20 protein-coding genes and 1 pseudogene are annotated in these 25690 nt (G+C 58.3%); 9 read left to right on the top strand and 12 right to left on the bottom strand.

Annotated elements, in window-relative coordinates:
• Positions 1–47: 47 nt before the first annotated feature.
• Genes lsrA through lsrG form a run of 6 tightly spaced genes read left to right on the top strand, consistent with a single transcriptional unit; the run spans position 48 to position 5773 of the window.
• A complete protein-coding gene (gene lsrA, locus PYR66_02990) occupies positions 48–1535 on the top strand; it encodes an autoinducer 2 ABC transporter ATP-binding protein LsrA (protein ID WEF28718.1) in 1488 nt (495 codons plus the stop codon).
• Positions 1532–2566 (top strand): autoinducer 2 ABC transporter permease LsrC, encoded by a 1035-nt coding sequence (gene lsrC / locus PYR66_02995; GenBank protein WEF28719.1) that lies wholly within the window; start codon positions 1532–1534, stop codon positions 2564–2566. Before lsrA ends, lsrC begins: the two co-directional genes overlap by 4 nt.
• Positions 2567–3571, top strand: a complete 1005-nt coding sequence (gene lsrD / locus PYR66_03000; GenBank protein ID WEF28720.1) for an autoinducer 2 ABC transporter permease LsrD — start codon at positions 2567–2569, stop codon at positions 3569–3571. It begins immediately after the preceding gene.
• Positions 3568–4581: an autoinducer 2 ABC transporter substrate-binding protein LsrB gene (gene lsrB / locus PYR66_03005; protein ID WEF28721.1), complete on the top strand. Its 1014-nt coding sequence runs from the start codon at positions 3568–3570 to the stop codon at positions 4579–4581. The genes lsrD and lsrB overlap by 4 nt, the downstream gene beginning before the upstream one ends.
• Before the next feature lie 11 nt (positions 4582–4592).
• Positions 4593–5480 (top strand): 3-hydroxy-5-phosphonooxypentane-2,4-dione thiolase, encoded by an 888-nt coding sequence (gene lsrF / locus PYR66_03010; GenBank protein WEF28722.1) that lies wholly within the window; start codon positions 4593–4595, stop codon positions 5478–5480.
• The gene (gene lsrG, locus PYR66_03015) at positions 5477–5773 is read left to right on the top strand and encodes a (4S)-4-hydroxy-5-phosphonooxypentane-2,3-dione isomerase (protein ID WEF28723.1); all 297 of its coding nucleotides are present in this window, start codon (positions 5477–5479) and stop codon (positions 5771–5773) included. Before lsrF ends, lsrG begins: the two co-directional genes overlap by 4 nt.
• Before the next feature lie 167 nt (positions 5774–5940).
• Here lsrG and ygjK read toward each other — a convergent pair whose 3' ends face one another.
• The 7 genes and pseudogenes from ygjK to ebgR all read right to left on the bottom strand — a co-directional run bounded on the left by ygjK (position 5941) and on the right by ebgR (position 17569).
• Entirely contained in the window at positions 5941–8292 is a 2352-nt protein-coding gene (gene ygjK, locus PYR66_03020) for an alpha-glucosidase (protein WEF28724.1), read from the bottom strand.
• Positions 8293–8309: 17 nt separating this feature from the next.
• Positions 8310–9368: a protein YgjJ gene (gene ygjJ, locus PYR66_03025; protein WEF28725.1), complete on the bottom strand. Its 1059-nt coding sequence runs from the start codon at positions 9366–9368 to the stop codon at positions 8310–8312.
• Positions 9369–9386: 18 nt separating this feature from the next.
• A pseudogene (locus PYR66_03030) lies at positions 9387–10809 on the bottom strand (amino acid permease).
• Positions 10810–11037: 228 nt separating this feature from the next.
• A complete protein-coding gene (locus PYR66_03035; GenBank protein ID WEF28726.1) occupies positions 11038–12474 on the bottom strand; it encodes an amino acid permease in 1437 nt (478 codons plus the stop codon).
• 95 nt (positions 12475–12569) lie between these two features.
• On the bottom strand, positions 12570–13019 hold the full coding sequence (locus tag PYR66_03040) for a beta-galactosidase subunit beta (protein WEF28727.1): 450 nt from the start codon (positions 13017–13019) through the stop codon (positions 12570–12572).
• Positions 13016–16108: a beta-galactosidase subunit alpha gene (gene ebgA, locus PYR66_03045; GenBank protein ID WEF28728.1), complete on the bottom strand. Its 3093-nt coding sequence runs from the start codon at positions 16106–16108 to the stop codon at positions 13016–13018. The genes PYR66_03040 and ebgA overlap by 4 nt, the downstream gene beginning before the upstream one ends.
• A gap of 477 nt (positions 16109–16585) precedes the next feature.
• Positions 16586–17569 (bottom strand): transcriptional regulator EbgR, encoded by a 984-nt coding sequence (ebgR, locus tag PYR66_03050; protein WEF28729.1) that lies wholly within the window; start codon positions 17567–17569, stop codon positions 16586–16588.
• A 209-nt stretch (positions 17570–17778) separates the two neighbouring features.
• Here ebgR and PYR66_03055 point away from each other — a divergent pair, with 209 nt between their 5' ends.
• Positions 17779–18111, top strand: coding sequence for a tRNA-binding protein (locus tag PYR66_03055; GenBank protein ID WEF28730.1), 333 nt, complete (start codon positions 17779–17781; stop codon positions 18109–18111).
• A 45-nt stretch (positions 18112–18156) separates the two neighbouring features.
• On the opposite strand, the gene ygjG is transcribed toward PYR66_03055, so the two are convergent.
• Together ygjG and PYR66_03065 are read right to left on the bottom strand one after the other, a co-directional pair.
• Positions 18157–19536, bottom strand: coding sequence for a putrescine aminotransferase (ygjG, locus tag PYR66_03060; GenBank protein ID WEF28731.1), 1380 nt, complete (start codon positions 19534–19536; stop codon positions 18157–18159).
• A 263-nt stretch (positions 19537–19799) separates the two neighbouring features.
• Positions 19800–20327, bottom strand: coding sequence for a PadR family transcriptional regulator (locus tag PYR66_03065; protein WEF28732.1), 528 nt, complete (start codon positions 20325–20327; stop codon positions 19800–19802).
• Between the two features lie 239 nt (positions 20328–20566).
• Here PYR66_03065 and PYR66_03070 point away from each other — a divergent pair, with 239 nt between their 5' ends.
• Positions 20567–21340, top strand: a complete 774-nt coding sequence (locus PYR66_03070; protein WEF28733.1) for a siderophore-interacting protein — start codon at positions 20567–20569, stop codon at positions 21338–21340.
• Complete coding sequence (locus tag PYR66_03075; GenBank protein WEF28734.1) at positions 21279–21965, top strand: hypothetical protein; 687 nt, start codon at positions 21279–21281, stop codon at positions 21963–21965. Before PYR66_03070 ends, PYR66_03075 begins: the two co-directional genes overlap by 62 nt.
• On the opposite strand, the gene PYR66_03080 is transcribed toward PYR66_03075, so the two are convergent.
• From PYR66_03080 to dhaL, 3 genes are all read right to left on the bottom strand, one after another.
• On the bottom strand, positions 21900–23549 hold the full coding sequence (locus PYR66_03080; GenBank protein WEF28735.1) for a glycerone kinase: 1650 nt from the start codon (positions 23547–23549) through the stop codon (positions 21900–21902). The two genes, PYR66_03075 and PYR66_03080, sit on opposite strands and share 66 nt — an antisense overlap.
• Positions 23550–23623: 74 nt before the next feature.
• Positions 23624–25045: a dihydroxyacetone kinase phosphoryl donor subunit DhaM gene (gene dhaM, locus PYR66_03085; protein WEF28736.1), complete on the bottom strand. Its 1422-nt coding sequence runs from the start codon at positions 25043–25045 to the stop codon at positions 23624–23626.
• 10 nt (positions 25046–25055) lie between these two features.
• Positions 25056–25688 carry a dihydroxyacetone kinase subunit DhaL gene (dhaL, locus tag PYR66_03090; protein ID WEF28737.1) on the bottom strand — a complete coding sequence of 211 codons (633 nt, stop codon included), beginning with the start codon at positions 25686–25688 and terminating at the stop codon, positions 25056–25058.
• Positions 25689–25690 lie beyond the last annotated feature (2 nt).

Below are 25690 nucleotides of genomic sequence, written 5' to 3' on the forward strand. Positions count from 1 at the left end.
TGAACATTATTAAATTTAAAAATCATTTGTTCAAATGAGGCGAGACGATGAAGCCATTGCTTGAAGCTCGGCAAATCTGCAAACAGTTTTCCGGTGTTGCCGTGCTGAAGGGCATCGACTTCACGCTATGCGCGGGGCAGGTACATGCGCTAATGGGCGGCAACGGCGCGGGCAAATCGACGCTGATGAAGATCATTGCCGGTGTCGAAACGCCGGACAGCGGTGAACTGACGCTCGGCGAACGCGCGTTTGCGCGCCTTAACCCGTCGTTGGCCCATCAGTTGGGCATCTATCTGGTACCGCAGGAGCCGATGCTGTTTCCTAATCTGACGGTGCGCGAGAACATTCTCTTCCGTTTGCCGAAGCGGGCGGACACCGCCGCGCGGCTGCAGGAAAAACTGCAGCAGCTTCACTGCCAGATCAACCTTGATGCCAGCGCCAGCACGCTTGAAGTGGCCGACCAGCAAATGGTCGAGATCCTGCGTGGATTGATGCATGAAGCGCGGATCCTGATCCTCGATGAACCTACCGCCTCGTTAACGCCGGGCGAAACGGATCGGCTGTTTCGCCAGATCCGCGCGTTACAGGAGCTTGGCGTTGGGGTCGTGTTTATCTCGCACAAATTGCCCGAAATCCGTCAGCTTGCCAGCCATGTTTCGGTGATGCGCGACGGCGCGGTGGTGCTGAGCGGCGAGACTGCGGAGTACAACGACAGCCAGCTGATTGGCGCGATGACGCCTGTCAGCCGCGACCATGCGCTGAGCGACGCGCAAAAACTTTGGCTGGCGCTACCAGGCAACCGGCGCACCCAGCCACAGGATTTCCCGGTACTGCGGGTGGAGGATCTGACCGGCGAAGGATTTATCGATCTCAATCTGGAGATCCGCGCCGGTGAGATCGTCGGCCTGGCGGGGTTGGTGGGATCCGGGCGCACCGAATTTGCCGAAACGCTGTACGGCCTGCGCCCGCCGCGCGCCGGGAGGGTGTGGCTGGAGAATCGCGAGATTAGCCGTGACAGCACGCGCGCCAGACTTGCCAGCGGGCTGGTGTATCTGCCGGAAGATCGCCAGGTCTCCGGGTTGTTTCTGGACGCGCCGGTACGCTGGAATACGGTGATGTTCAATCAGCCGTCGTGGTGGCAGCAGGGGAAGCGGGAGGCGGCGGTGGTCGAACGCTATCACCGGGCGCTGGGTATCAAGCTGGCGCACGGCGACCAGCCGGTACGTACCCTCTCCGGCGGCAACCAGCAGAAGGTGCTGCTGGCGCGTTGCCTTGAGGCCAACCCGCTGCTGCTGATCGTCGATGAGCCGACGCGCGGCGTGGATGTCTCCGCTCGCGCCGATATTTATCAACTGCTGAAAAGCGTCGCCGCGCAAAACGTGGCGGTGTTGATGATTTCTTCTGACCTTGATGAGTTCGTTGGCCTGGCCGACCGGGTGCTGGTGATGCACCAGGGCAGGCAGAGCGGTGAGCTGGCGCGGCAGGCGGTGACCGTCGATCGCATGATGACCCTGGCCTTCGGAGGGCAGGCATGAAAATGTTACTGAGAAATCGCGAACTGAGCGCTTTCTTCGCCATTGTGGCGCTGTTCGTGGTGCTGGTGGCGCTCAATCCGGCTTATTTCAGCCTGCAGACGCTGGCGATGATTTTCGCCAGTTCGCAGATCCTCTGTCTGCTGGCGTTGGGAGCGACGCTGGTGATGTTGACCCGCAATATCGACGTTTCGGTAGGATCGACCGTCGGGCTGTGCGCCATCGCCGTCGGCGTGGCGTTGAACAACGGTTACGGTCTGGCGACGGCTATCGCCTTCGCGTTGGCGATCGGCGCGCTGGCCGGAGCCTTTAATGGTCTGTTGGTGGTGGGGCTGCGTATCCCGGCAATCGTCGCCACCCTCGGCACGCTCGGTCTGTACCGCGGGGTGATGCTGCTGTGGACCGGCGGCAAATGGATTGAAGGGTTACCCGACAGCCTGAAATCGCTATCAGAACCGGCGTTTATCGGCGTGTCGCCGCTGGGCTGGCTGGTGCTGGCGCTACTGCTGGCGGGCGGTTGGCTGCTGTCGCGTACCGCTTTCGGACGCGATTTCTATGCCGTCGGCGATAACCTTGCCGCCGCGCGTCAACTGGGCGTGGCGGTCAACCGCACGCGGATGCTGGCTTTTACCCTCAACGGCATGCTGGCGGCCTGCGCCGGGATCGTCTTCGCCGCGCAGATTGGCTTTGTTCCTAACCAGACCGGCAGCGGGCTGGAGATGAAAGCGATTGCCGCCTGCGTACTCGGCGGGATCTCGCTGCTCGGCGGTACCGGAACCCTGCTGGGCGCGTTTCTCGGCGCTTTTTTCCTTACCCAAATCGATACTGTGCTGGTGCTGTTCCGCCTGCCTGCGTGGTGGAATGACTTTATCGCCGGCCTGGTGCTGCTCGGCGTCCTGGTGCTTGATGGCCGCCTGCGTCAGGCACTGGCTCGCCATCAGCGGGCGCTGAAGTACAGCCGGTTCCAGCCTGGCAATAAAGGGGGCAAGCAGGTCGCCCGCTTTCCCGAGCGCAAAAGTAAAGAGGTGGCGTAAATGAAGCTTAAGCTTAACTGGGAAAGCGCGCTGCTGGCGTTGCTGATACTGGAAATCCTGCTGTTTGGCGCGCTGAACCCGCGCATGTTGGATCTCAATATGCTGCTGTTCAGCACCAGCGATTTTATCTGCATTGGGATTGTGGCGCTGCCGCTGACCCTGGTGATCATCAGCGGCGGGATTGATATTTCGCTGGGCTCGACGATCGGCCTGTGCGCCATCGCCCTCGGGGTGATGACCCAGGCGGGGTGGCCGCTGTGGCTGGCGGTGTCGTTGACCCTGCTGCTGGGCCTGCTGTGCGGATTGGTCAACGCGGCGCTGATTCACTACACCGGCATCAGCCCGCTGGTGATCACCCTCGGTACGCTGTATCTGTACGGCGGCGGGGCGTTGCTGCTCTCCGGGTTGGCGGGCGCCACCGGCTACGAAGGGATTGGCGGCTTTCCCGATAGCTTCACCGCCTTTGCAAATTTAACGCTGGCGGGCCTGCCGCTTCCGCTGGTGTTGTTTGCCGTCATCACCTTTTTCTTCTGGCTACTGGCTCACCGTGGGCGCTTTGGCCGTCACCTCTTTTTGCTGGGACAAAACCCGCGCGCCGCGCGCTATGCCGCGCTGTCGGTGAACGGCATACCGTATGTGTTGTATGGACTGGTCGGCGTCGCCTCGGCGGTGGCGGCATTGGTGATGGTTTCTTATTACGGCTCGGCGCGTTCGGATTTAGGCCGCGATTTGCTGATGCCGGCGCTGACCGCGGCGGTGCTCGGCGGCGCCAATATTTACGGCGGATCGGGGTCGATATTGGGTACCGCGCTGGCGGCATTGCTGGTGGGGTATCTGCAACAAGGTTTACAGATGGTCGGCATCCCCAACCAGGTGTCGAGCGCGCTGTCAGGGGCGCTGTTGGTTGTGGTGGTGATGGGGCGTTCGCTGAGTCTGCACCGTGAATGGCTGCGGGCGACGTGGCGGCGTCTTTTCTCGCGAAGAACAATCGGAGCACAACAATGAAAGCAAATCGTATCCTGCAGGTCAGCGCGTTGGCGCTGGCGATGAGTGTCGTCACCGCCGAGGCGGCGGACCGCATCGCTTTTATTCCTAAGCTGGTTGGTGTCGGCTTCTTTACCAGCGGCGGTAACGGCGCGAAGGAGGCGGGCAAAGCGCTGGGCGTGGATGTCACTTATGATGGCCCGACCGAACCGAGCGTTTCCGGCCAGGTACAGCTTATCAACAACTTCGTCAATCAGGGCTACAACGCCATTATCGTCTCCGCCGTCTCGCCGGACGGCCTGTGTCCGGCGCTGAAACGCGCGATGCAGCGCGGGGTGAAAGTACTGACCTGGGATTCCGATACCAAACCGGAGTGCCGCAGTATTTATATCGATCAGGGGACGCCGCAGCAGCTCGGTGGCCTGCTGGTGGAGATGGCCGAAAAACAGGTCAGCAAACCTGCCGCCAAAGTGGCGTTTTTCTACTCCAGCCCGACGGTGACCGACCAGAACCAGTGGGTGAAAGAGGCGAAAGCGAAAATCGAAAAAGAGCATCCGCAGTGGCAAGTCGTTACGACGCAGTTTGGTTATAACGATGCCACCAAATCGCTGCAAACCGCTGAGGGGATCTTAAAAGCCTATCCGGATCTCGACGCTATTATCGCCCCGGATGCCAACGCGCTGCCAGCGGCGGCGCAGGCGGCGGAAAATCTGAAGCGTCAGGGCGTGGCGATTGTCGGCTTCAGTACCCCGAACGTGATGCGCCCGTACGTTGAACGCGGCACGGTGAAAGCTTTTGGCCTGTGGGACGTGGTTAAGCAGGGCAACATTGCGGTTAACGTCGCCAATCATCTGCTGAAAAAGGGTGATCTTAACGTTGGCGACAGCGTAGAGGTGAAAGATCTCGGCACGCTGAAGGTCGAACCGAACAGCGTGCAGGGCTACCAGTATGAGGCGAAGGGCAACGGCATCGTGCTGCTGCCGGAACGCGTGGTGTTCAGTAAAGAGAACATCAATAACTACGACTTCTGACGGAGGATGAGATGGCTGATTTAGACGACATCAAAGAGGGTAAGGACTTCGGCGTAGACCGCCCGCAACAAAATACGCTCTATACCCTGAAAGGTTGCGGTTCGCTAGACTGGGGTATGCAGTCGCGATTGGCGCGGGTGTTTAATCCGCAAAGCAACCGTACGGTGATGCTGGCCTTTGACCACGGCTACTTCCAGGGGCCGACCACCGGGCTTGAGCGTATCGACCTGTCGATTGCGCCGCTGTTTGACGAAACCGACGTACTGATGTGTACCCGCGGCGTATTACGCAGCCAGGTGCCGGCGGCCACTAATAAACCGGTGGTGCTGCGCGCTTCCGGCGGTAACTCGATTTTAAGCGAACTTTCCAACGAATGCGTGGCGGTGGCGATGGAAGACGCGCTGCGTCTCAACGTCTGCGCGGTAGCGGCGCAGGTTTATATCGGCAGCGAATATGAACACCAGTCGATCAATAACATTATCAAGCTGGTGGATGCTGGTAACCGCTATGGCATGCCGGTACTGGCGGTCACCGGGGTCGGTAAAGAGATGACCCGCGACGCGCGCTACTTCTCGTTGGCCAGCCGTATTGCCGCCGAGATGGGGGCGCAGTTTGTGAAAACCTATTTCGTTGAAGAAGGCTTTGAAAAAGTGACTGCCAGTTGCCCGGTACCGATCGTCATCGCCGGCGGCAAAAAGCTGCCGGAGCATGAAGCGCTGGAGATGTGCTGGCGGGCGATCGACCAGGGCGCTTCCGGCGTCGATATGGGGCGCAATATCTTCCAGTCCAGCGCGCCGCGCGCGATGCTCAAGGCGGTGAAGAAAGTGGTGCATGAGAATCTGAATGCGCGTGAGGCGTATCAGTTCTGGCAGGAGGAAAAACAGGGAGAGCTGAAATGAACGTCACGCTGGTGGAGATCAATATTAAGCCCGAGCGGGTGAATGAGTTTCTTGAGGTATTTCGCGCCAACCATGAAGGCGCGCTGCAGGAGCCGGGCAACCTGCGCTTCGATGTGCTGCAGGACCCGGAAGTGGAGACCCGCTTTTTTATCTACGAAGCCTATAAAGACGATGAGGCGGTGCTGGCGCATAAGAAGACGCCGCACTATTTAGCCTGCGTCGAAAAGCTGGAGGAGATGATGTCGCAGCCGCGGCAGAAACGCAGCTTTATCGGCCTGTTGCCGGCGGTGTGAAACTTGCCCCTCACCCCGACCCTCTCCCCATAGGGGAGAGGGAGAAAAACGGAGCCGTCGGTTAAATAGGATGCGGGGAGAGGGGGAAAAGCAGAGCAGTAGATAAAAAGCTGTACCGAACGGTTCCCTCTCCCCTGAGGGGAGAGGGTTAGGGTGAGGGGAAAACGTTACGGCTTACGGAAAAACTCGTTATACAACATATACAAATGCGCGGCGCTCCACGAGAAGTTTGGCGCCCCTTGCTGCGCGCCGGTCAGCGGGTTGTAGTTCTCCTGAATCGGGCCATCGGTGGTTAAGCCTTTGGCGTGCTGAAAGAAGGCGTCCGCCAGCTTCAACGCTTCCTCGCGGTGGCCATAGCGCTCCATCCCTTTCAGGCCGAACCAGAACTGATCCACCCATACCCGTCCGCGCCAGTAGATATCGGCGCCGAAGGCCGGGTTGGTGAGCGAAGCGGTGCCCAGTGGCACAAAGGTATTGAACTCTTTCGGATCGAGCATCACGGAAACCACGTCGTCAGCGTGCTGCTGGGTCGCCGCGCCGTTAAACAGCGGCGACCAGCCTTCCGGCCCCTTGCCGCGCTCGACGATCGGCTTGCCGGCGCAACCGTTAGCTAACGGTTGATCCTCGATGCGAATGTCGTAATAGAAACGGGTCTGCGGGTCGAACATGCAGGTATTGATGTAATCGGCAAGCTTTGCTGCCAGTGCCTGATAATGTTTTGCGTCCTCGGCTTTGCCGAGAATGGTCGCTATCTGCGCCAGATAGTGGTTATCGCTATACATATAGCTGGCCTGATCGACCGACTCCTGCATCAGCGAGTATCCCAGCAGGTTGCCAGCGCGATCGCGGTTTTCCGCAAATTTCACCGTCCAGTCGCTGCGTTTACCGCCGTTGGCGACGTATTTATCCAGCTGTTCTTTATCGATAAAACCGAATACCGCTGCGTCGTCGCGCCCGGATTCCCAGGATGCCGCTACCTGCGCCGGGATCTCCAGGCTGTCGTAATCACCTTTCGCCGTCACCTTCTCGTAAGCACTGAGACCGGAAAGCGTCTGTTCAGTATCCCCTTTTTTCACGGTAAACAGCATCGCGCCGTCGGCGGTGTTGTGCGCTTTATCGCGGGTCGCGCCATATTCCGGCACGCCGTTGCCGTTATGATCGCGGTTGCGTAGCCACCAGTCGTGATAGGCCACCAGCTTCGGATACATCTCTTCCAGCCACGCCTTATCTTTGGTGACGTTATACACCTCCATCACCGACCAGGCCGCGAGGCTCGGTTTGGTATTGCGTTCGTTCCAGTTACCGCCGTCGCCGCCGCGCTCGGGGCTCAGGTTCCAGGCGATCAGGTCGGGCACAAATCCGGCATCCTGCGGGCGCACCTTGTCATTGGCTTTAATCTGCCAGGAGAAGACCGCGCGGATATTCTCTTTGGCGATCTCCGGGTTGAAGTGGGCCATGGCGTAGGCCTGTTTCCAGGTATCCCACGGCCAGGTCTGGTTGCCGGAGAACCAACGGCCGGTCACGGAGGGCGTTACGGTGTTGTAATGCACCGCGCCGCCCGGCGCGCGCCAGTTGCCATTGAGGGTTTCAATGGCTTTCACCGCCACGCGGGTTTGTTCGGCGGTGGCGTCGGGGTTGCTCAGTCCTTTATGTAGATAGCCGTCCCAGCGCTGCTCGGAGGCGGCCAGATAGTAAGCCGGGCGCGCCAGAATATCGCGGATCTGCGCTTTTTCCCGCCGCGCCTGCTCTGCGGTCAGCAGGTGCGAATAAGTGGTGTAGAGCGTGGTTGAGCCGCGGATTTCGGCGCTGCTGGTAAAGCGGTGGCCGTCGATACGGGTGTCGGTCGCCAGCGAACGGTGGATCTGGTACTGCGATTCGCCGGAGGTCATCAGGTCGGAGGCGGCGCGAACTTTACCGAAGCTCACCGTCAGGCCGTCGGGCGTGGCGCTCAGACGGCGCTGATAATCCGGGAAGGCCTGGTCGATGGTTTTCGTCGATAGCGCTTTCCCCTCTTTGGCGGCCAGTTTTTCCAGCAGCTCGCCATCCCACACCAGCTTAAGCGGGGTGTTACTGGTGATTTTGGTCTCCAGCAGCGAGGTGTGGGCGCTGGCGAAGCGCAGCGTCATCTCTACCTTGACGCCGGGTGCGGTCAGCGTTTGCTTCAGCGCGCCGGGCAGGCTCCAGGCCTGCATCGTGAAATCGACCTTTTTGCCGTTCTGATATGCCGTCAGGCGATCGAAGTTGGTGGCCATAAAGTTGATGTATTCTTCAGTCAGCAGCGCCGGGCCGGGGAAGCCGCCCATGGTCGCCGGGCCGTCCGGCAGCAGGTGTCCGTGCCATGCGCCGAGGTCGAAGAACGGGTTGAAGCGCTGGTGGTCGTCGGCGTCGAAATCCTGCATATACTGCGGCGCGCCGCTGCGATCGATAACGTTTTTAAACGCCTGCGCGGTGATGGCGTGGGCGGAAAAACTCAGCATCAGGGCGCAAGCCAGCGGCGTCAGCGTCGTGGTGAGGTTCATGGTATCTCGGCTCCTTGTTACCAGTAGAAGTATTGCATCAGGAAAATTTTGTCGCTTGGATCGCCGCTGGCATTACTGGTGTAGAAGCGGCTATCGGCGGCGGTAGCGAAGCGCCCGCCGCCGTATTCGTACCAGATGCCAAACTGCATAAACGCGGTGGTTTCTTCGGCGGCATGGTCCGGGCGATGTTTGGCATAGCTGTAGGCGGTGGAGAAGTAGAGGCCGCTTACGGCTTCATACATGGCGCTGGCCATAAAGCCGGTTTCGCTGCCGGGCACATCCAGCCCTTTGGCGCGGCCAGTGTGGTGCCAGGCGCGGAAGGCCAGATTGGGCGACAGCAGGCCGGTCAAAAATAGCTGCCCGGTGCCGTCGGTCACTTCGAGGCCATTCATCCAGGTGACATCTTTTACGATGTCGTACTGCACGTAGCCGTTGACCATCGCCGGATAGGTATATTTATCGTCGTAGCGGTCATATTTGCCGAAGTGCAGCCAGGCCTTGCTTTCATCGTGGTGACCGGCGGGCGTGGCGGTAACGCTATAGCGAAAATCGCCGCTGCGGTTTTGCACCTTCAGCGCGTACATGATGTCGCGGGTGTTGGGGATCACGTAGCCGAGGTCTGGCGTGAAGTCGCCCCACCACTGCAGGTCGTCGAGTGACGAATCCTGGCGCAGGCTGAGCATGATCTCGGTGTTGCTATCGGTTTTATAACCGCCATAGAGGCGGTTAAGGCCGCCTTCCACGCCGCCCCAGCTATGGTCCGCCACCCAGGCGTTGCCGTGGCTATCGGCCTGTACCGTCCAGGCTTCGCCATAGATAAGGCCGAACCAGTGGCCGTTTTTTACCTCCAGGCCGCCCTCGATATAGGTGCCGTCGCTGTATTTATGTTTATCCTCACCTTCTACATCCATGTATCCGCCGACCCCCAGCTCGCCGTAGAAGCGGTAGGAAGTGGTGGTTAATTCCGGCGTTTTGGTATCGTCGTGCTCCGCCGGATGTACGGTCTCAGAGGCTACTGCAGGGGCGCAAAAAGCCAGGGCAACGAGTGCCCCGTATAAGTAATGGTGATTTTTCATTATTTTTTTAAAGGTTGTTTAAGAGGTATGGGAAGCCGGAGCCGCTTCAATTCGTTGTTCTTCCTGGGTTAATCCTTTGACGTATTTGCTGTATTTCCACCACGCGAAGCCAAGGAAAATCACAATCCCGCCGACGTTATAGAAAATAATGGTCAGGATGTTGCCGCCGGTCGGGAAGGTTGAGGCGACGAAGCCGATGGCGAACATCACAATCAGCATCGAGACCACCACGATGCCGGTGGTGCGTGAGCCCATACGGAAATCGCGCGGCAGATGGTCGAGCTTACGACGCAGGTTGAGGTAGGCCAGCATGATAAACAGCGGCGGCAGCATCGAGGCGGCGGCGGTCATATTGATGATGGTGTTCATCAGATCCTGCACGGTATTGGATCCCAGCGTCGGGATGATCATCAGCGGAATAACGATCAGATACTGGATCCAGGCCGCGCGTGCCGGTACGCCGTTTTCGTTGAGCTCAACGGTCTTTTTACCAAAGATGCCGGACGGAATTTCCGAGAAGAAAATTTTGACTGGCGTGGCGGTCCACATCAGCAGCGAACCGAACATGGCGGTAAACGACACGAGGCCGACGAAGCGGTTCATCAGGATTTCCGGCAGGCCAAAGTAAGCCGCCAGGCCGTGGAACACCTGCACCGAACCGCCGGTAAATTTCAGTTCTTTGCTGCTCACGAAGACGTTGATCAGCATCGAGGAGATCGAATACAGCACGCCGATGAAGATCCCGGCGAGGATGATCACTTTGACGAAGGATTTGGAGCCGCCTTTTACATCGTTGACGTAGACCGCCACCGATTCCGCGCCGCCCGCCGCCATAAAGATCCACGTGGTAATGCCGAGGAATGCCCAGTTGAAGTTAGGGATCATCGCATCGACGGTGATCGGATCGGCTGGCTGTATACCGCCGACCAGTGCGGTACCGGCCAGCAAAATATAGGAGAGCGTCAGTAACAGCATCAGCGATGAAGTGACGGAGGTAATCGGCCCCAGCATTTTCGCGCCGTTGGTCGAGATCCAGGTGGAGAAGGCGAACAGCGCCATGCTCAGCACCGTGGTGGCGAACGGCGTCAGGATGTATTCGCGCGTAAGAGGCATAGGCGATCACGCGCGGCAGCAGCGAGGTAAAGAAAAACAGGTTAACGAACCAGTAGGTATAGGCGGTGATAAACGCCCAGCGGCCGCCAAGCGAACTCTTTACCCAGGCGTAAACCCCGGCTTCGGAGTTTTTATTCAGCGACACGAACTCGGCGATAATCAGGCAAAACGGAATGAAGTAGAACAGGGTGGCCAGGAAGAACATCGGCGCCGAGGCCAGCCCCAGCTCGATATTGTTGTTGATGACGTTATTGAAACTGTAAACGGCGGCGAAGGTCAGCGATAACAGGCCAAACTTGCCGATGGTATTACGTTTAGTATCAGACATAACACATCTCCACACATTGTCCTTCAGAGGGTGGCTGAAGGGGGTTGTGTTGTTTGTAGGGTAGAGGTAGTTAATGATTGATGTCGATTTTAGTAAAACTTTTAGTAAATAGAAGTAAAGAAACTGAATTGCTTTAACTCGATCACGAAAATGGTTGAGCAATACGTAATCAGGAAGGGGTAAAAAAATCCCGCCAGCCATAAAGTTGCTGACGGGATGACAGGAAAGTTATTTGCTGCTGGTGGTGGCGGCGCTGATTGACGCTGTGGCATGCAGACGTTTCTGCTTTTTCTCAAAACGAGTGATCCACCACCACGCCAGACCGGAGAAGACGGCGGTCATAAAGACGTTGATAAAGAAGGCATTAACCAGATCCACGCCCGGTGGGAAGGCGGAGGCGGTCATGCTGATGACGAAAATCACCATCAGCATCGACACCACGCTCATGCCTACTTTTTTCGACCCCATACGGAAGTCGCGCGGCGTGTCATCGTGCTTCCAGCGGAAGACGAAATAGGCAGCCATGATGAACAGCGGCGGCAGCATGGCGGTACCGGCGGTGAGGTTGATGGCGGTGTTCATCATCTGCTGCACGCTGGCGGAGCCGAAGCCGTTGACGATAAGCATCAGGAAGACGAACAGAAACTGCCACCAGGCGGCGCGTACCGGTACGCCATGGGCGTTCAGTTCGGTGGTTTTCTGGCCGTAAATGCCTTTCGGGATTTCCGAGAAGTGAATTTTGACCGGCGCGGCGGTCCACATCATCATGCTGCCGAAGATGGCGATAAACAGAATGATGCCGACAAAGCGGCCCATCAGCGCTTCGGAAATATGGAAATACGCGCCGAGACCGGTGAAGATCTCCACCATCCCGCCAGCGTAGGTCAGGTTTTCACGGGCAACAAAGACGTTAACCAACAGCGATCCTAAGGCGTACATGCCGCCAATCAACACCCCGGCGGTAATGATGACTTTAATAAAGGATTTCTGTCCGCCCTTGGTGTCGTTGAGGTAGGCAGCGACGGTCTCCGCGCCGCCTGCGGCCTGGAAGATCCAGCACATGATGCCAAGCGTTGCCCAGTTGATGGTCGGCTCCATCGCCGCCAGGGTAATCGGCTGCGCCGGTACGTGGCCGGAGCCGAGCGCGGTCAGGGCGCCGACGACATAAATGGCGAACAGCGCGAACACGCCGTAGGCCACGCATTCGGAAATCTTGCCCAGCCAGGTCGCGCCCTTAGTGGAGATGTGGGTGGCCATGGCGAACAGCACGATGGAAATCAGCGAGGTGACCATCGGCGAGAAGGGGATCGCGTAGCCGGTAATCGCATAAGAGGCGTAGGCGACGACGTTCGGCAGCAGCGAAAGGAAAAAGAACAGGTTCACGAACCAGTAGAGGAACGAGCCGAGATAGGCGGCGCGGGTGCCCAGCGGTTGCTTCAGCCACGCATACATGCCGGATTCGGAATGTTTATTCGCTGAGACGAACTCGGCGATGATAAACACGAACGGGATAAAGTAAACCACGGTGGCGAATAAGAAGATAGGCGCCGAGCTGAGCCCTAACTCAATGTTGTTATTCACAATATTTCGCACGTTAAAGACGGCGGTAAAGGCCATCGACAGCAGGGCGAATTTGCCGATTTTGGCGCGTACAGATTCGGACATACGTCCTCCGATAACTCATCTACCCGCCTGAGCGGGCTGGAACCGAAAAGGTCAACGGGCGTGCCCGTTGACCTCCATTGTCGCTTAACGCGGGCTTACTTATTGAGGAAGTATCCGTCTTCAATCGTGACTCTTAGCACGACTTTTTTTACCGGCGTATCGCAGATAAAGCGGTAGGCTTCATTGATATCGCAAATCACCATCTGTCCTTCATGGACCATCACCGTTTCACCAATCCCTTTCAGATATTCGCGGTCGGTTTCGTCGCGGTAGCAGGCCACGGTTTGCAGATCGTCTTTGGCGGCAAATTCGATTTTTTGCTGCCCCTGCAGGTAATAATGCACTTCAAAGTAGCGGCGGTTGCCGACGAACAGCGCATCGGTGGTGCTATCGGTTTCTACCCGATAAGAGAGCGAATCGCCAATCGAATGCGCGACGCCTGGACGGATATTGTCGATGTTGTTGATGGCTTCCACGCAGCGCTGCCATTTACGGCCGCTATGATAAACCTGCTTAAACTGTTCTAAATTATCGAGCACTCTCATTGTTCAGCCTCGCTGTGTGAAACGGGAGAAAAGAAACCGGCGCCGAAGCTATGGTTCGCCAGTACCTGCGAGGAGCCGCATCCGCCTTCCAGCGGCAGCAGCGTAAAGCCATAGTTAAAGGTGTTGAGCCATACGCGCCAGCTATCCAGCACTTCGCTGCCCCAGGAGTTGGAGCCGAGGCCGAGCAACTGCGCGTCGATGTTCAGCGTAATGTCATCGCTGCGCTTCAGCTCGTTGCAGTGCTGGGCGGCGTGCAGGTTTTCCGCCGTATAGTGCCAGGCGCTGACGTTCAGCGGGTTGCGCGGTACCACCAGCAGGCCGCTGCCGTGGCGGTCGCTGAATGATGCCCAGCGCACGTGCTGGCGGTTGCCGTTGTTTTGCGGGAACGGATAGTTGACAAACATATCGTCGACGGTGGTGCGCCAGACATCGATGATGTTGCTCTGCTGGCTGTCGGCATAGTTTTCGCCCGGCCCGCGGCCGTAGTAGTTCACCTGATCGAACTGGCCGTTAATGCCCAGCATAAAGCCGATACACGGCACGATATGTGGATAGTCGCCATAGCGCTCGCCAGCCAGCTCGACGTTGATATGGCCCTGCGGGGTAATCTGCCAGCGGTAGGTGCAGCGCATGCCGAAGTCGAAGACCGGCGGCGCAATTACGCTGCGGGTGGTGATCACCACCGTTTCGCCCTGCATGTCGGCGCTGAACTCGCGCAGATGCTCCTGCATAATCGGCAGATGGCCTGGCTGCCACAACCCTTCGTATTCTTGTTTATGGTTATCAATCATCGGCTTGAAGAAGTTCATCTTCGGTTCGCGGGTCACCTGATCGACGCCGTTCACCTGCCATTCGCTCAGCTTGCCGCTGACCTTGCTGAACACGACGCGGAAGTTATGGCCGCTGATGATGTAGCTCAGGCGTTCGTCGGTAATCTGCAGCGGCGTGGCGCTGGCGTTTAACAGCGGGGTTTGCGCGGCAGTCTGCGCCTTAAGCGGGAACTGGTAAACGGCGATATCGTGATTGGCGTCGCTATACAGGGTGCGGGAGTCTTTGGTCACCATGATGTTCACGAAGGCTTCACGCTCGTCGAGCGCCGGTAGGGTGATGTTCAGGTCACGACCGCTGTTCGGCGCCAGGTCCTTCACTTTCAGCAGTTGGCTGGAAAGTGTCTCGCCTTCGGCGCGGACTTCAACCCGCAGAGTGTAATCATCAAGGGTGGAGAACCACAGTTTGTTTTCCACTCGCAGTTCGCCACGGCGGATATCCACTGCCTGCACTTTCACCGGCGCGATCACCTGTTTATATTCACGCAGGCCCGGTCCCGGCGTCTGGTCGGAGAAAATCAGGCCATCGAGGCAGAAGTTGTAGTTGTTCGGGTAGTCGCCGTAATCGCCGCCGAATTTGTACCACACCGCGCCGTTATCATCGGTGGCCTGAATACCGTGATCGCACCATTCCCACACATAGTGGCCCTGGATGCAGTCGTGCTGGTAAAAGACGTTCTGGTATTCGGTCAATCCGCCGGGGCCGTTGCCCATCGCATGCGCGTATTCGCAGATGATGCGTGGTTTTTCATGCGGATGTTCGCCAAATTCGTTCATCAGCGGCACGCGGGTGTACATGGTGGAGATAATATCCACCACCTCGGCGTCGCGGTCCTCTTCGTAGTGGACCAGGCGGGTATCATCCAGCGCCTTAGTCGCGTGGTACATGGCGCGGATGTTACAGCCGTAGCCGGATTCGTTGCCCAGCGACCAGATGATGATCGACGGGTGATTTTTCTGCGCATGGACGTGGCGCACGATGCGCTCAACGTAAATGTGCTCCCAGCTCGGATCGTCGGTGATAGCGCTGAGGTTGCCGACGTTGGCGAAACCGTGGGATTCGACATCGGTTTCCGCCATCACGAACAGCCCATAGATGTCGCACATCTCATAGAAGCGCGGGTCGTTTGGGTAGTGGGCGGTGCGTACGGAGTTGATGTTGTGCTGTTTCATCAACAGCAGATCTTTTTCGACGCGATCCATGCCGACAGCGCGGCCTTTCAGATGGTCGTTATCGTGACGGTTAACGCCGTGCAGCATCACGTAGCGGTTGTTGATATAGAACAGACCGTCGCGCACTTTAATATCGCGGAAGCCGACGCGCTGCGGGATGATTTCCAGCACTTCGCGTGCGGCGTTCTTTAGCGTCAGCACCAGCTGATAGAGATACGGGTTTTCCGCTGACCACTGCTGCGGCGCGTTCACGTCGATGGCGAAGCCGGCATGCAACTGCTGGCCGACCTGCAGGTTGCCGACATTGCCCGAGTAGAGGGCTTTTTCGCCGTCGAACAAGGTATATTCCAGCGTCGCTGCCGCGGTCTCAGGGCTGAGGTTTTCCAGCGTCAACTGGCAGGAGAGGGTCGTATCGATGTAGTCATCGTTAAAATCGGTGCGCACGGTGAAATCCTGTACGTGCAGCGGATTTTTACCGACCAGATAGACGTCGCGGAAAATCCCCGCCGACCACCACATGTCCTGATCTTCGATATAGGTGGAGTCCGCCCACTGCATGACGCGCACGCACAGCAGGTTGTCGCCGGTTTTCACCACCGCGCTGATATCGAACTCGGCGGTCAGGCGGCTGCCTTTGCTAAAACCGATGTACTGACCGTTAACGTAGACTTCGAAATAGGTTTCGACGCCATCGAACTTGATGAGGGTTTGTTTGCCCTGCCAGCCGTCGCTGAGGGTGAACAGACGCTGGTAGGCGCCGGTCGGGTTATCGGTCGGGACATACGGCACGTCAATCGGGAAGGGGAAACCTTCGTCGGTATACTGCAACTGGCCATGACCTTCCATCTGCCACATGCCCGGTACGGTAATCGGCCCCCAGTCGCCCTGGTAGTGCGAGGTGAAGTTTTCCGGCACCAGCAGCGGGTTGGTGAAGAAGCGGAAGTTCCACTGTCCGCTGAGGGACAGGAAGCGGCTGCTGGCTTCGCGGGCGAAGGTCCGCGCCTGGGCCAGCGAGTCGTAAGAGAAGAAATACGCTCGCGGCGGCAGCCGGTTTTCATGAGTGAGTTGAAGATTTTCCCAGCGATTCATATCGCCTCCCTGAACGGACTAAATGGATGAGGTTTATTTTAGTAAAACTTTTACTAAATAAAATCACCAGGGATGATTTACTTTAACTCGATCACAAAATGAGCTCCCGGGGGCGCTCCCGGATAATGGGTTACAGGCTCGGAGCCGATTTTGCGCCGGGTGGCGGCTTCGCCTGACCCGGCCTACAGAATCGCGTTCTGGGGTAGGTCTGGTAGCCCGGCCAAGCGCAGCGCCGCCGGGTGACAGCGGGTACGGAGCCGCTTTTGTGTCGGGTGGCGGCTTCGCCTTACCCGACCTACAGAATCGCGTTCTGGGGTAGGTCTGGTCGCCCGGCCAAGCGCAGCGCCGCCGGGTGACAGCGGGTACGGAGCCGCTTTTGTGTCGGGTGGCGGCTTCGCCTTACCCGACCTACAGAATCGCGTTCTGGGTAGGTCTGGTAGCCCGGCCAAGCGTAGCGCCGCCGGGATAGTGGTTGGGCTAACGGGTGGTGCCGCGCAGTTTCAGCACGCTGGGTACGAAGACGTTGAGCGGCAGGGCGCGGCCATCCCGGGCCTTCTCGACCAGCAGGTTAACCCCCTGGCTGCCCATCATTTCAGAGTGGATACGTACCGTCGACAGCGGCGGGAAGGTAAAGCGCGCGGTAGGGATATCGTTGACGCTAATCAACGAAATGTCCTGTGGGATTGCCAACCCGCGCTCGTGAATCGCGCGCAGTACGCCGATGGCGATGGAGTCCGAGGCGACAAACAGCGCCCGTGGGAAATCGGCTTGCTCCAGCATCTGCTTCGCCAGCTCGTAGCCGGAAGAACTGGAAAAGCCGCCGCGCCAAATATCATCGGGAGAAACCACACCTTTCAACTGGCCGTACTCAACAAACGCCGCCTCGCGAATATCGGCCTTACCGGGCAGATCCTGGCCGCCGATAAAGCCAATGCGTGACGCGCCCTGCTGGATAAAGACGTCGACGACCTCTTTGGCGATGCGCACCAGATCGATATCCACCGCATCGTACTGGCTACCGGCTTCGTGGAAATCAATAAAGCAGATATTGTCGGTCAGCGCGCTGGCGGTCTCGCGGAGCTCGCGCGTCGGCTGGCCGACGATCAGCACGCCGGTGACCTTTTTCAACTCCGGCAGGGTGTTGTTGAGATAGCAGTTGGTCAGCTCAATGGCGAGTTTCTCGCATTGGGTTTCGATACCGTGACGAATGGCCAGGTAGTAGGGGTCGTTAATCTCCAGTTCTTGCTGGTAGCTGTACAGCGCCAGGATATGGTGATGGCCGACGGGAAGAATCTGCGTTTTACGCGCGCTGCTGCTTTTATATTCCAGCTTCTCCGCAATCTCCAGAATGCGGTGCTTGGTCTCTTCTTTCACGTTCAGGGTGGGATCGTCGTTTAACACCCGGGAAACCGTCGCCAGCGAAACACCCGCTTCGGTCGCAATGTCTTTTAGCGTTGCCATCTTTTTCCTTTATCGGACGTTGCCCATGTTTGCTCATCCATTGTAAAGCAAGTGTCGGTTCCTGCATCTTATTTCAGTAAAAAACGCCTGCGCGCCGGGGGGCTTTTTCCCCAGTGATAGCGTGACAGAAGTAACATTCTTAGCAGCATTATGCAGACGAATGGCAAAAATTTGCTATTTTTTAGTAAAAATTTACTGAGAGGTGGGAAATGGATACGGTGACTTACGCTGATTTTGCCAAACTGGAGATGCGCGTCGGCAAGATTGTCGAGGTAAAGCGTCATGAGAATGCCGATAAGTTGTATATCGTGCAGGTGGCTGTGGGAGAACGCACACTGCAAACGGTCACCAGCCTGGTGCCCTACTATAGCGAAGAGGAACTGCTGGGCAAAACGGTGGTGGTACTGTGTAATCTGCAAAAGGCTAAAATGCGCGGCGAAACGTCGGAGTGCATGCTGCTGTGCGCGGAAACCGACGATGAAAGCGAAAGCGTTCTGCTGACGCCGGAACGGGTGATGCCAGCAGGCGTGCGGGTGGTATAACGCGAAAATACCCTCTCTCCATACGAAGAGAGGGTAGCCTGTGGATTACGTCTCTTCGACCGAGATGCGCAGAGCCGCCAGCGCTTTGCGCGCCGCTTTCAGCACCTGCTCGCACTGCTCAAGGGTGAGGGTTAACGGCGGTTCAATACGGATCGTCTTGGCGTTGTTTAACGTCCCGGCGACCAGCACCCGCTGTCTGAACATCTCGCTGGCAAAGTTGTAACCAATTTCGTTATCGACAAACTCAATCGCCATCAACATGCCTTTCCCGCGTGCTTCATTCACCAGATCCGGATATTCACGGGCCAACTGACGGAAGCCATCCAGCAACAGATCGCCTTTCTGCTCCGCCTGCGCTGGCAGGTTTTGCGTCAACAGAACGTTGATCGTCGCCAGCGCCGCCGCACAGGCCAGCGGGTTGCCGCCGAAGGTGGTGGTATGCAGGAACGGGTTATCAAACAGTACCGAGAATACCTCTTCCGTGGCCACCGTTGCGCCGATCGGCATCACGCCGCCGCCGAGCGCTTTGGCCAGACACAGAATATCCGGCTGCACGTTTTCATGTTCGCAGGCGAACATCTTGCCGGTGCGCCCCATGCCGGTCTGCACTTCGTCGAGGATCAGCAATGCGCCAAACTCGTCGCACAGCTTGCGAACCGCCGGTAAGTAACCCGCCGGCGGCAGGATCACGCCCCCTTCGCCCTGAATAGGCTCAAGGATCACCGCCGCCACGTCATCGCCGGTTTTCTTGCACTCGCTAAGAATGGAGCGCATGGCGTTGATATCGCCGAACGGCACGTGACGGAAGCCAGGTAGCAGCGGCATAAACGGTTTGCGGAAAGTCGATTTCGCGGTAGCCGACAGCGCGCCCAGCGATTTGCCATGAAAAGCGCCGCTGGTGGCGACGAAGGTGAATTTCCCACGCGGGGCCTGGTAGGCTTTCGCCAACTTCAACGCCGCTTCGACCGATTCCGTGCCGCTATTGCAAAAGAAACTGTATTTCAGCTTACCGGGCGTTAACGTCGCCAGCGTTTTCGCCAGCATGGCCCGCAGCGGATCCAGTAGCTCCTGGCTGTGAAGCGGTTGTTTCGCGAGTTGATTCTCGACGGCGGATACGACAACTGGATTACGGTGCCCTACATTGAAGATGCCAAACCCACCAAGGCAGTCGATAAACTCTTGTCCTTGGGTGTCGACAAGCGTATTTAACCCTCCCGCTTGCCACTCTACGGCTCCGTAATCCCCGCCGGCTGTGACCGATTTTCTATACTCCAGAAACCCCGGGTTCACATGTTCTTTAAAGTATTCTCTCACCTCCTGGTTTAGTGCTTTCATTTCGTCATAAGAGAGCGATTGCTTCTCGATGAGATTCAGTGCGTGCGCGCTGCAGGCCAGAGCCGATGCGCTGGAAGGTAACCTGTTCAAAATGTGCTCCTGGGGGGGCGTATCACATGATACTGAATTAAGTATTGCAGGGATTACGCCACCCCGGTGGAAGCGGTGAAAATCGGGATAAACGCAAAGTAAAGGCGCGATTGTGCAAAATTTAATCTTACAACTTAATTATTGGCACGTTTTATTCCTGAAGCCGCAAGATAAACTGCCGCCTGGCGGTGAAAGGGCATGAAACGGGGTGGTGCAGGCTGCTCCATGGCGGAGCAACCCGGGAAAGATGGCGGTGCGTTGGGTTAATCGAGCTGGGAAATGTCCATCGCCGCGCGGTCAATCACGCCGATAATTTGCTTTAACTGAGCGTCGCTGATGTTCTGCTGGTTGACCTTCAGGTCCAGTACCGCTTTGAAATTTTCCAGCGCGCGCTTCATCTGCGGATTTTTGCGTAATTCATAGCCAACCATCCGTGCCTGCAGGCGCTCCTGAATTTGCGTGAACTGTTCGCCGCTCTCGGCGCACAGGCGGCGGCCTTCTTCAGTGATGGCGATTTTTTTACGCCCGTTTTCGTCTTCTACGCTAATCAATCCCTGATCCTGCAGCAGGTCAAGCGTCGGGTAGATAACCCCTGGGCTGGGGCTGTAGTTGCCCTGGGTCAGGGTCTCAATCTCTTTAATCAGCTCATAACCGTGGCTGGCGTTGCGCGAAAGGATATCGAGGATAACCAGTCGTAGCTCGCCGTGGCCAAAGAAACGCTGACGACGCCCGCCGCCGCGATGGCCATGTTCGCCACGTGCTCCGTGGCCTTCTTCGTGATGATGCCGCATCGGTTTCTCCTGTATCTTTGATATATCTAATTTATATCTAAAAAATAAACAAGGACAGTGGTTAGTGATGGTTTGTTTTTAATTTATTGATATTTATGTGTTTTATTTTGTTTTTTATTTTGGGTTAGCTTTCTTGCTGTTTATATCAAAAAAAAACTTGCCATTTTTATTAATGGCAATCATTATCATTTGCACTGAATTTAGATATATCTATTTACTCTTCACCAAGGCGACGACGGATGACAACAATCAATCACACTTCATACCCGCAGCGCGTGCGTAACGAGCTACGTTTTCGTGAATTAACCGTGCTGCGCGTTGAGCGTATCGGTCAGGCGTTCCAGCGCATTGTACTGGGCGGCGAGGCGCTCGATGGTTTTGTTTCTCAGGGGTTTGACGACCACACTAAACTGTTTTTCCCTGAGGCGGGCAGTGTGTTTTCGCCGCCGGAAGTGACCGATGAAGGCATTAACTGGGGCGAAGGCGTACGCCCGGCGACCCGCGATTACACGCCGCTATACGATGCCGAGCGCCACGAGCTGGCTTACGATTTCTATATCCACGATGGCGGCATCGCCAGCCGCTGGGCGCTGGCCGCGCAAGCAGGCGATAAGCTGGTGATCGGCGGGCCGCGTGGTTCGCTGGTGGTACCGGAAGACTATGCGTGGCAGCTTTACGTCTGCGATGAGTCGGGGATGCCGGCGTTGCGGCGTCGTCTGCTGGGATTACGCCAGCTGCCGGTGGTGCCGCAGGTAACGGCAATCGTCACCATCGCCGACGCAGCGTACAAAGATTATCTGGCGGATCTCGATGGCTTTACTATCGAGTGGGTGGTGGGTCACAACCCGGCGTTCGTTGCCGAACGTTTAGCGCAGGTGAGCGTGCCGATGGAGGATTATTTCATCTGGCTGACCGGCGAAGGCGCCGTGGTGAAATCCCTGCTGGAACGCTTTGAAGACGAGAGCATCGATCAGCAACTGGTGCGCTCGCAGGCATACTGGCACAGCAAATAATCAACAGGACGATGAACCCGGATGGCGGCGCGTCGCGCCTTATCCGGGCTACCATTCAGCGCTGTTACATGGCCCCGGATGGCGGCGCGTCGCGCCTTATCCGGGCTACCGTTCGGCGCTGTTACATGGCCCCGGATGGCGGTGCGTCGCGCCTTATCCGGGCTACCGTTCGGCGCTGTTACATGGCCCCGGATGGCGGCGCGTCGCACCTTATCCGGGCTACCGTTCGGCGCTGTTACATGGCCCCGGATGGCGGCGCGTCGCGCCTTATCCGGGCTACCGTTCGGCGCTGTTACATGGCCCCGGATGGCGGCGCGTCGCGCCTTATCCGGGCTACCGTTCGGCGCTGCTACATGGCCCCGGATGGCGGCGCGTCGCGCCTTATCCGGGCTACCATTCGGCGCTGTTACATGGCCCCGGATGGCGGCGCGTCGCGCCTTATCCGGGCTACCGTTCGGCGCTGTTACATGGCCCCGGATGGCGGCGTGTCGCGCCTTATCCGGGCTACCATTCGGCGCTGTTACGTAGCCCCGGTAAGCGCAGCGCCACCGGGGGAGGCTTATCGTCCCGCCAGCGCCTTAAACACCATCGCCACCGCGTGGGCGCCGGGATCCATATTTCCTAACAGACTTTCGCTATTGAGATAGGACGCGCGCCCGGCGCCGGCTTTGCTCGACTGACAGGTACGATCCGCGCCTGCCTGCGCCGCGGCGAAGGCCGCCTGCAAGTTGTCCGGTTCGGCGAGCAGTGCCGCCAGCGCCGGTTGCAGGGCATCGATCATCGTGCGGTCGCCCTCATCGGCGCCGCCGTAAAACTTCATTTGCCCCAGACCGGCGTTCAACGCTTCGGCCACACTGGCCCCTTGCTCGAGTTTCTGCCCGGCGGCGGTAAAGAAAATCGACATCAATACGCCGCTGGAACCCCCCATCACCACCGTCAGGCGTTCGCCAATCAGCGCAAATAGCGTCGGCAGATCGTTCAACGGCAGTTGCTGACGCTGTTGCTGGCCAGCAATTTCGCGCGCCCCGGCGGCGAAGGTTGAACCGGTATCGCCATCGCCAACTTTGGCATCCAGCGCGTTGAGGTGGGCTTCGAGACCGGATAGCGTATCGGTGACCTGCGCCACGTAATCGCCAACCAGTGGGTTGGCCGATGGCGTAAACGCCACGCGCACGCTGGCAAGCATTGATGGCATGATGTTAATCGTCCGCGGCTGCACCGGTTTCTGCCAGCTGGCGGTTTCGACATCCGACAGTAGCGCTTTTTCAATACTCTCTTCCAGCACAATGGCGGTCAGCGAGAAGCCTTTCATATCCAGCGCCGTCACCAGCGAGGCTGGGCCGATCAACCAATCAACGCGCGCGTGCAGCGGTGTGTTGGCGAGCTCTCGGGTCAGAATCGCCATCTCGGCGACTGACACGCCGCCGAGGTTATTGATCATCACCGCCAGGCGACCGGTTTTCGGCAGGGCGGCGGTCAGCTTTTCCACCATCAGCTGCATAATTTCCGCGCTGTTCTGCGTCGCGATGACCGAGGCTCCCGGTTCGCCGTGAATGCCCATGCCCAGTTCCGCGTGGTCAGCATGATGGCGCGGCGCGCTTTCGCCATCCTGCGGCAGGTGACAGCTGGCCAGCGCCACGCCGAGGCTGGCGGTATTGTTAGCCGCGTATTGTGCTTCGCGCAGGACGGTCGCGAGGTTGCAGCCGCGTTCGGCGAAGTAGCCCGCCACTTTATGCACCAGAATGGTGCCAGCGATGCCGCGTGGCTGTTTGTTATCCGGCAGCGAAATATCGTCGCCGACGATCAGCATTTCGACGTTGTAGCCGAGACGGCGCGCTTTTTCTGCCGCGAGGCCGAAGTTAAGGCGGTCGCCGGTATAGTTTTTGACGATCAGCAGACAACCCGCTTCGCCCGTCACCGCCTGAATCGCGGTTAACACTGCGTCAACGCTCGGCGAGGCGAACAGATCGCCGCAGACCGCGGCGGTCAGCATACCTTTGCCGATAAAGCCGACGTGCGCCGGTTCATGGCCAGCGCCGCCGCCGGAGATCACCGCCACATTGTTTTTATTCAGATCGCGGCGCACCACTACGCGGATCGCCGGGTCGCTCTCCAGCCGAGCGAGGTTGTTCCACGGGCTGGCAATAATGGTTCCCTCGATCACATCGTTGACGAGGCTGGCGCGCTGGTTAAAAAAGAATTGAGACATAGTGGTTCCTGAAGAGTAAGCGAAAACTCACCCTCCGGAGGCGGGCCTCCGGAGCGGTAGTGGTTATAGTGGATTCAGTGACGGATAAGACGTTTGTTACGCATGTCGAGCGCAATGGCTTCGCCAGGCTGGATATTATTCAGCGCCTCGCCCTGCTGACATAGCCAGGCGATCCCAGCCGCGCGAGCGATTATCGCGCCATGAGCCTGTTCGTTACCGTCACGCAGGCACAGGCCTTTGGTCAGGCGGGTATCCAGCTGTAGTACGGTCGACGGGAAGAGGTTATCGGCGATAATAATCGTCGGCTCGCCGAGCGTCGGCAGCGCCTCTTTTACTCCCAGCAGGTGACGCAGAGTACGCTGCAAAATATCTTCAATATCGATATAGCGCGCTTGCAGGTAGGCGTCGTCCAGTTGGCGATACTGTTGGCTGAGCGCCATCAGCGCCTGATACCACGCCCATTCCGCCGTGCACTGTTCGGTGAGCAGGCGATCGTTGGCGGCAGCAAACAGATCTTCATCGTCAAGCAGGGTGTGGTGACCGGCGAAGATCGCCGCGATATCGGCGCTAAATTGGTTCTCCGCCAGTGCGGTCAGCGCGTTGAGATCTGCCAGCGTCTGCTCGATCGCCTGGCGCAGGCGCTGCTGTTCATGGGCGACGCTAGCGGCGGCGGAAGCGACCGGTTGAATCGGAGCCAGCGGATACAGCAACGCCGTGCCTTCAACGCGTGCCGGCATCGCGGGAGCCGCGACCGGTTGCGCCTCCGGCGACTCGCCGAAGTTATCGGCGGCCAGCGCCTGAAACGCCGCCAGCGCCGCATCGGCATCCGGCCCGCGGGCCAGCAGGCGCAGCTTATCGTGGCAGCGCACCTGCAGCAGGGCGATGTGGTTGAGGCTGTCCGGCGTCACGCACTTGCCGTTTTTCTCCAGCACCAGATCGGCGTTAAAGCCAGCCAGCGCGGCCACCAGTTTCGATGCCGGGCGTACGTGCAGGCCGTTGTGATTGTTAATGATCACCGCAACCGATTTGGCATCGCTTTCGTCGGCAAGCATTGGGGCGGCGTTGGCGTCAGGCGTCTGCGAAGGTAAACCCAGCTGTACCCGCTTAGCTTCCAGGGCGTTCATGGCGTCGGCGATAACCTTGTCGATCCCGGCGCCGGAGGCGGCGCTGACGGTAGCCGCCAGCGTGCCTTCGACCAGCGGAGCGGCGCACAGTCGCACTTTTGCGGCAATCGCCGGATCGAGCAGATCGAGCGCGGTTTCGGCGCTGAGCAGGGCGCTGCCGATATCCATCATCACCAGCACGTGGTCGGCGTCGGCGACGGATTCAATCGCCGCCATGACTTTGAGCGGATCGGTGCCGATCGGGCTGTCGGGATCGTCGATCCCGGCGGCGATCGCCAGTTTGCAGCCATCGTTCATTAACATCTGCCGGGCCAGTTCTCCGACACCTTCGCCCAACCGGGCGCTATGAGAAACAATCACCAGGTTTACCATCGCGATTTCCTTACTCTTTGGCTGCGGCAGCCAGCATCTGAATCATAAACATTACCGAGGTTGCGCCGGGATCCTGATGCCCGATGCTGCGTTCGCCAAGATAGCTGGCGCGACCTTTGCGCGCCTGCATAGTGATGGTGGCATGGGCGGCGTGCTCGGCGACGTCGCAGGCGGTCTCCAGCGCATTCGGGATCGACAGATGCTGCTCACTGGAATGACGCAGGGACTCAACCACCGGTAGCCAGACGTCGCACATCGTCTTATCGCCCGGTTCCGCTTTACCGCGATTGACCACGCCGTCCGCGCCTTCACGGATCATCTGATACAGCTCGTCGAGGGTCAGGCTTTGATGCGCCTGGGTCACCTGGGCGGCGCGAATAAAGAAGGTGCCAAACAGCGGGCCGCTGGCGCCGCCGACGTTGGAGAGCAGCGTCATTCCGGTATTTTTGAGGATAAAACCAATGTCTTTGTCGGCGATCGACGGCAGCTTTTCGACCACTTTGCTAAAGCCGCGGTGCATATTAAGGCCGTGATCGGCATCGCCGATCTCTTTATCGAGACCGGTGAGAAAATCGCTCTGGGTGGTGAAAACGTCGCCGCAGCGGTACAGCCAGTCGACGATTTGCGTTCTGTTCAGTGACATGT

Source organism: Klebsiella aerogenes (genome assembly GCA_029027985.1).
GTDB lineage: Bacteria > Pseudomonadota > Gammaproteobacteria > Enterobacterales > Enterobacteriaceae > Klebsiella > Klebsiella aerogenes_A.

What these genes read in the sequence shown, in the direction of transcription:
- lsrA (WEF28718.1), top strand. Translation starts at nt 48, where the DNA reads ATGAAGCCATTGCTTGAAGCTCGGCAAATCTGCAAACAGTTTTCCGGT.
- lsrC (WEF28719.1), top strand. Translation starts at nt 1,532, where the DNA reads ATGAAAATGTTACTGAGAAATCGCGAACTGAGCGCTTTCTTCGCCATT.
- lsrD (WEF28720.1), top strand. Translation starts at nt 2,567, where the DNA reads ATGAAGCTTAAGCTTAACTGGGAAAGCGCGCTGCTGGCGTTGCTGATA.
- lsrB (WEF28721.1), top strand. Translation starts at nt 3,568, where the DNA reads ATGAAAGCAAATCGTATCCTGCAGGTCAGCGCGTTGGCGCTGGCGATG.
- lsrF (WEF28722.1), top strand. Translation starts at nt 4,593, where the DNA reads ATGGCTGATTTAGACGACATCAAAGAGGGTAAGGACTTCGGCGTAGAC.
- lsrG (WEF28723.1), top strand. Translation starts at nt 5,477, where the DNA reads ATGAACGTCACGCTGGTGGAGATCAATATTAAGCCCGAGCGGGTGAAT.
- ygjK (WEF28724.1), bottom strand. Translation starts at nt 8,292, where the DNA reads ATGAACCTCACCACGACGCTGACGCCGCTGGCTTGCGCCCTGATGCTG.
- ygjJ (WEF28725.1), bottom strand. Translation starts at nt 9,368, where the DNA reads ATGAAAAATCACCATTACTTATACGGGGCACTCGTTGCCCTGGCTTTT.
- PYR66_03035 (WEF28726.1), bottom strand. Translation starts at nt 12,474, where the DNA reads ATGTCCGAATCTGTACGCGCCAAAATCGGCAAATTCGCCCTGCTGTCG.
- PYR66_03040 (WEF28727.1), bottom strand. Translation starts at nt 13,019, where the DNA reads ATGAGAGTGCTCGATAATTTAGAACAGTTTAAGCAGGTTTATCATAGC.
- ebgA (WEF28728.1), bottom strand. Translation starts at nt 16,108, where the DNA reads ATGAATCGCTGGGAAAATCTTCAACTCACTCATGAAAACCGGCTGCCG.
- ebgR (WEF28729.1), bottom strand. Translation starts at nt 17,569, where the DNA reads ATGGCAACGCTAAAAGACATTGCGACCGAAGCGGGTGTTTCGCTGGCG.
- PYR66_03055 (WEF28730.1), top strand. Translation starts at nt 17,779, where the DNA reads ATGGATACGGTGACTTACGCTGATTTTGCCAAACTGGAGATGCGCGTC.
- PYR66_03065 (WEF28732.1), bottom strand. Translation starts at nt 20,327, where the DNA reads ATGCGGCATCATCACGAAGAAGGCCACGGAGCACGTGGCGAACATGGC.
- PYR66_03070 (WEF28733.1), top strand. Translation starts at nt 20,567, where the DNA reads ATGACAACAATCAATCACACTTCATACCCGCAGCGCGTGCGTAACGAG.
- PYR66_03080 (WEF28735.1), bottom strand. Translation starts at nt 23,549, where the DNA reads ATGTCTCAATTCTTTTTTAACCAGCGCGCCAGCCTCGTCAACGATGTG.
- dhaM (WEF28736.1), bottom strand. Translation starts at nt 25,045, where the DNA reads ATGGTAAACCTGGTGATTGTTTCTCATAGCGCCCGGTTGGGCGAAGGT.
- dhaL (WEF28737.1), bottom strand. Translation starts at nt 25,688, where the DNA reads ATGTCACTGAACAGAACGCAAATCGTCGACTGGCTGTACCGCTGCGGC.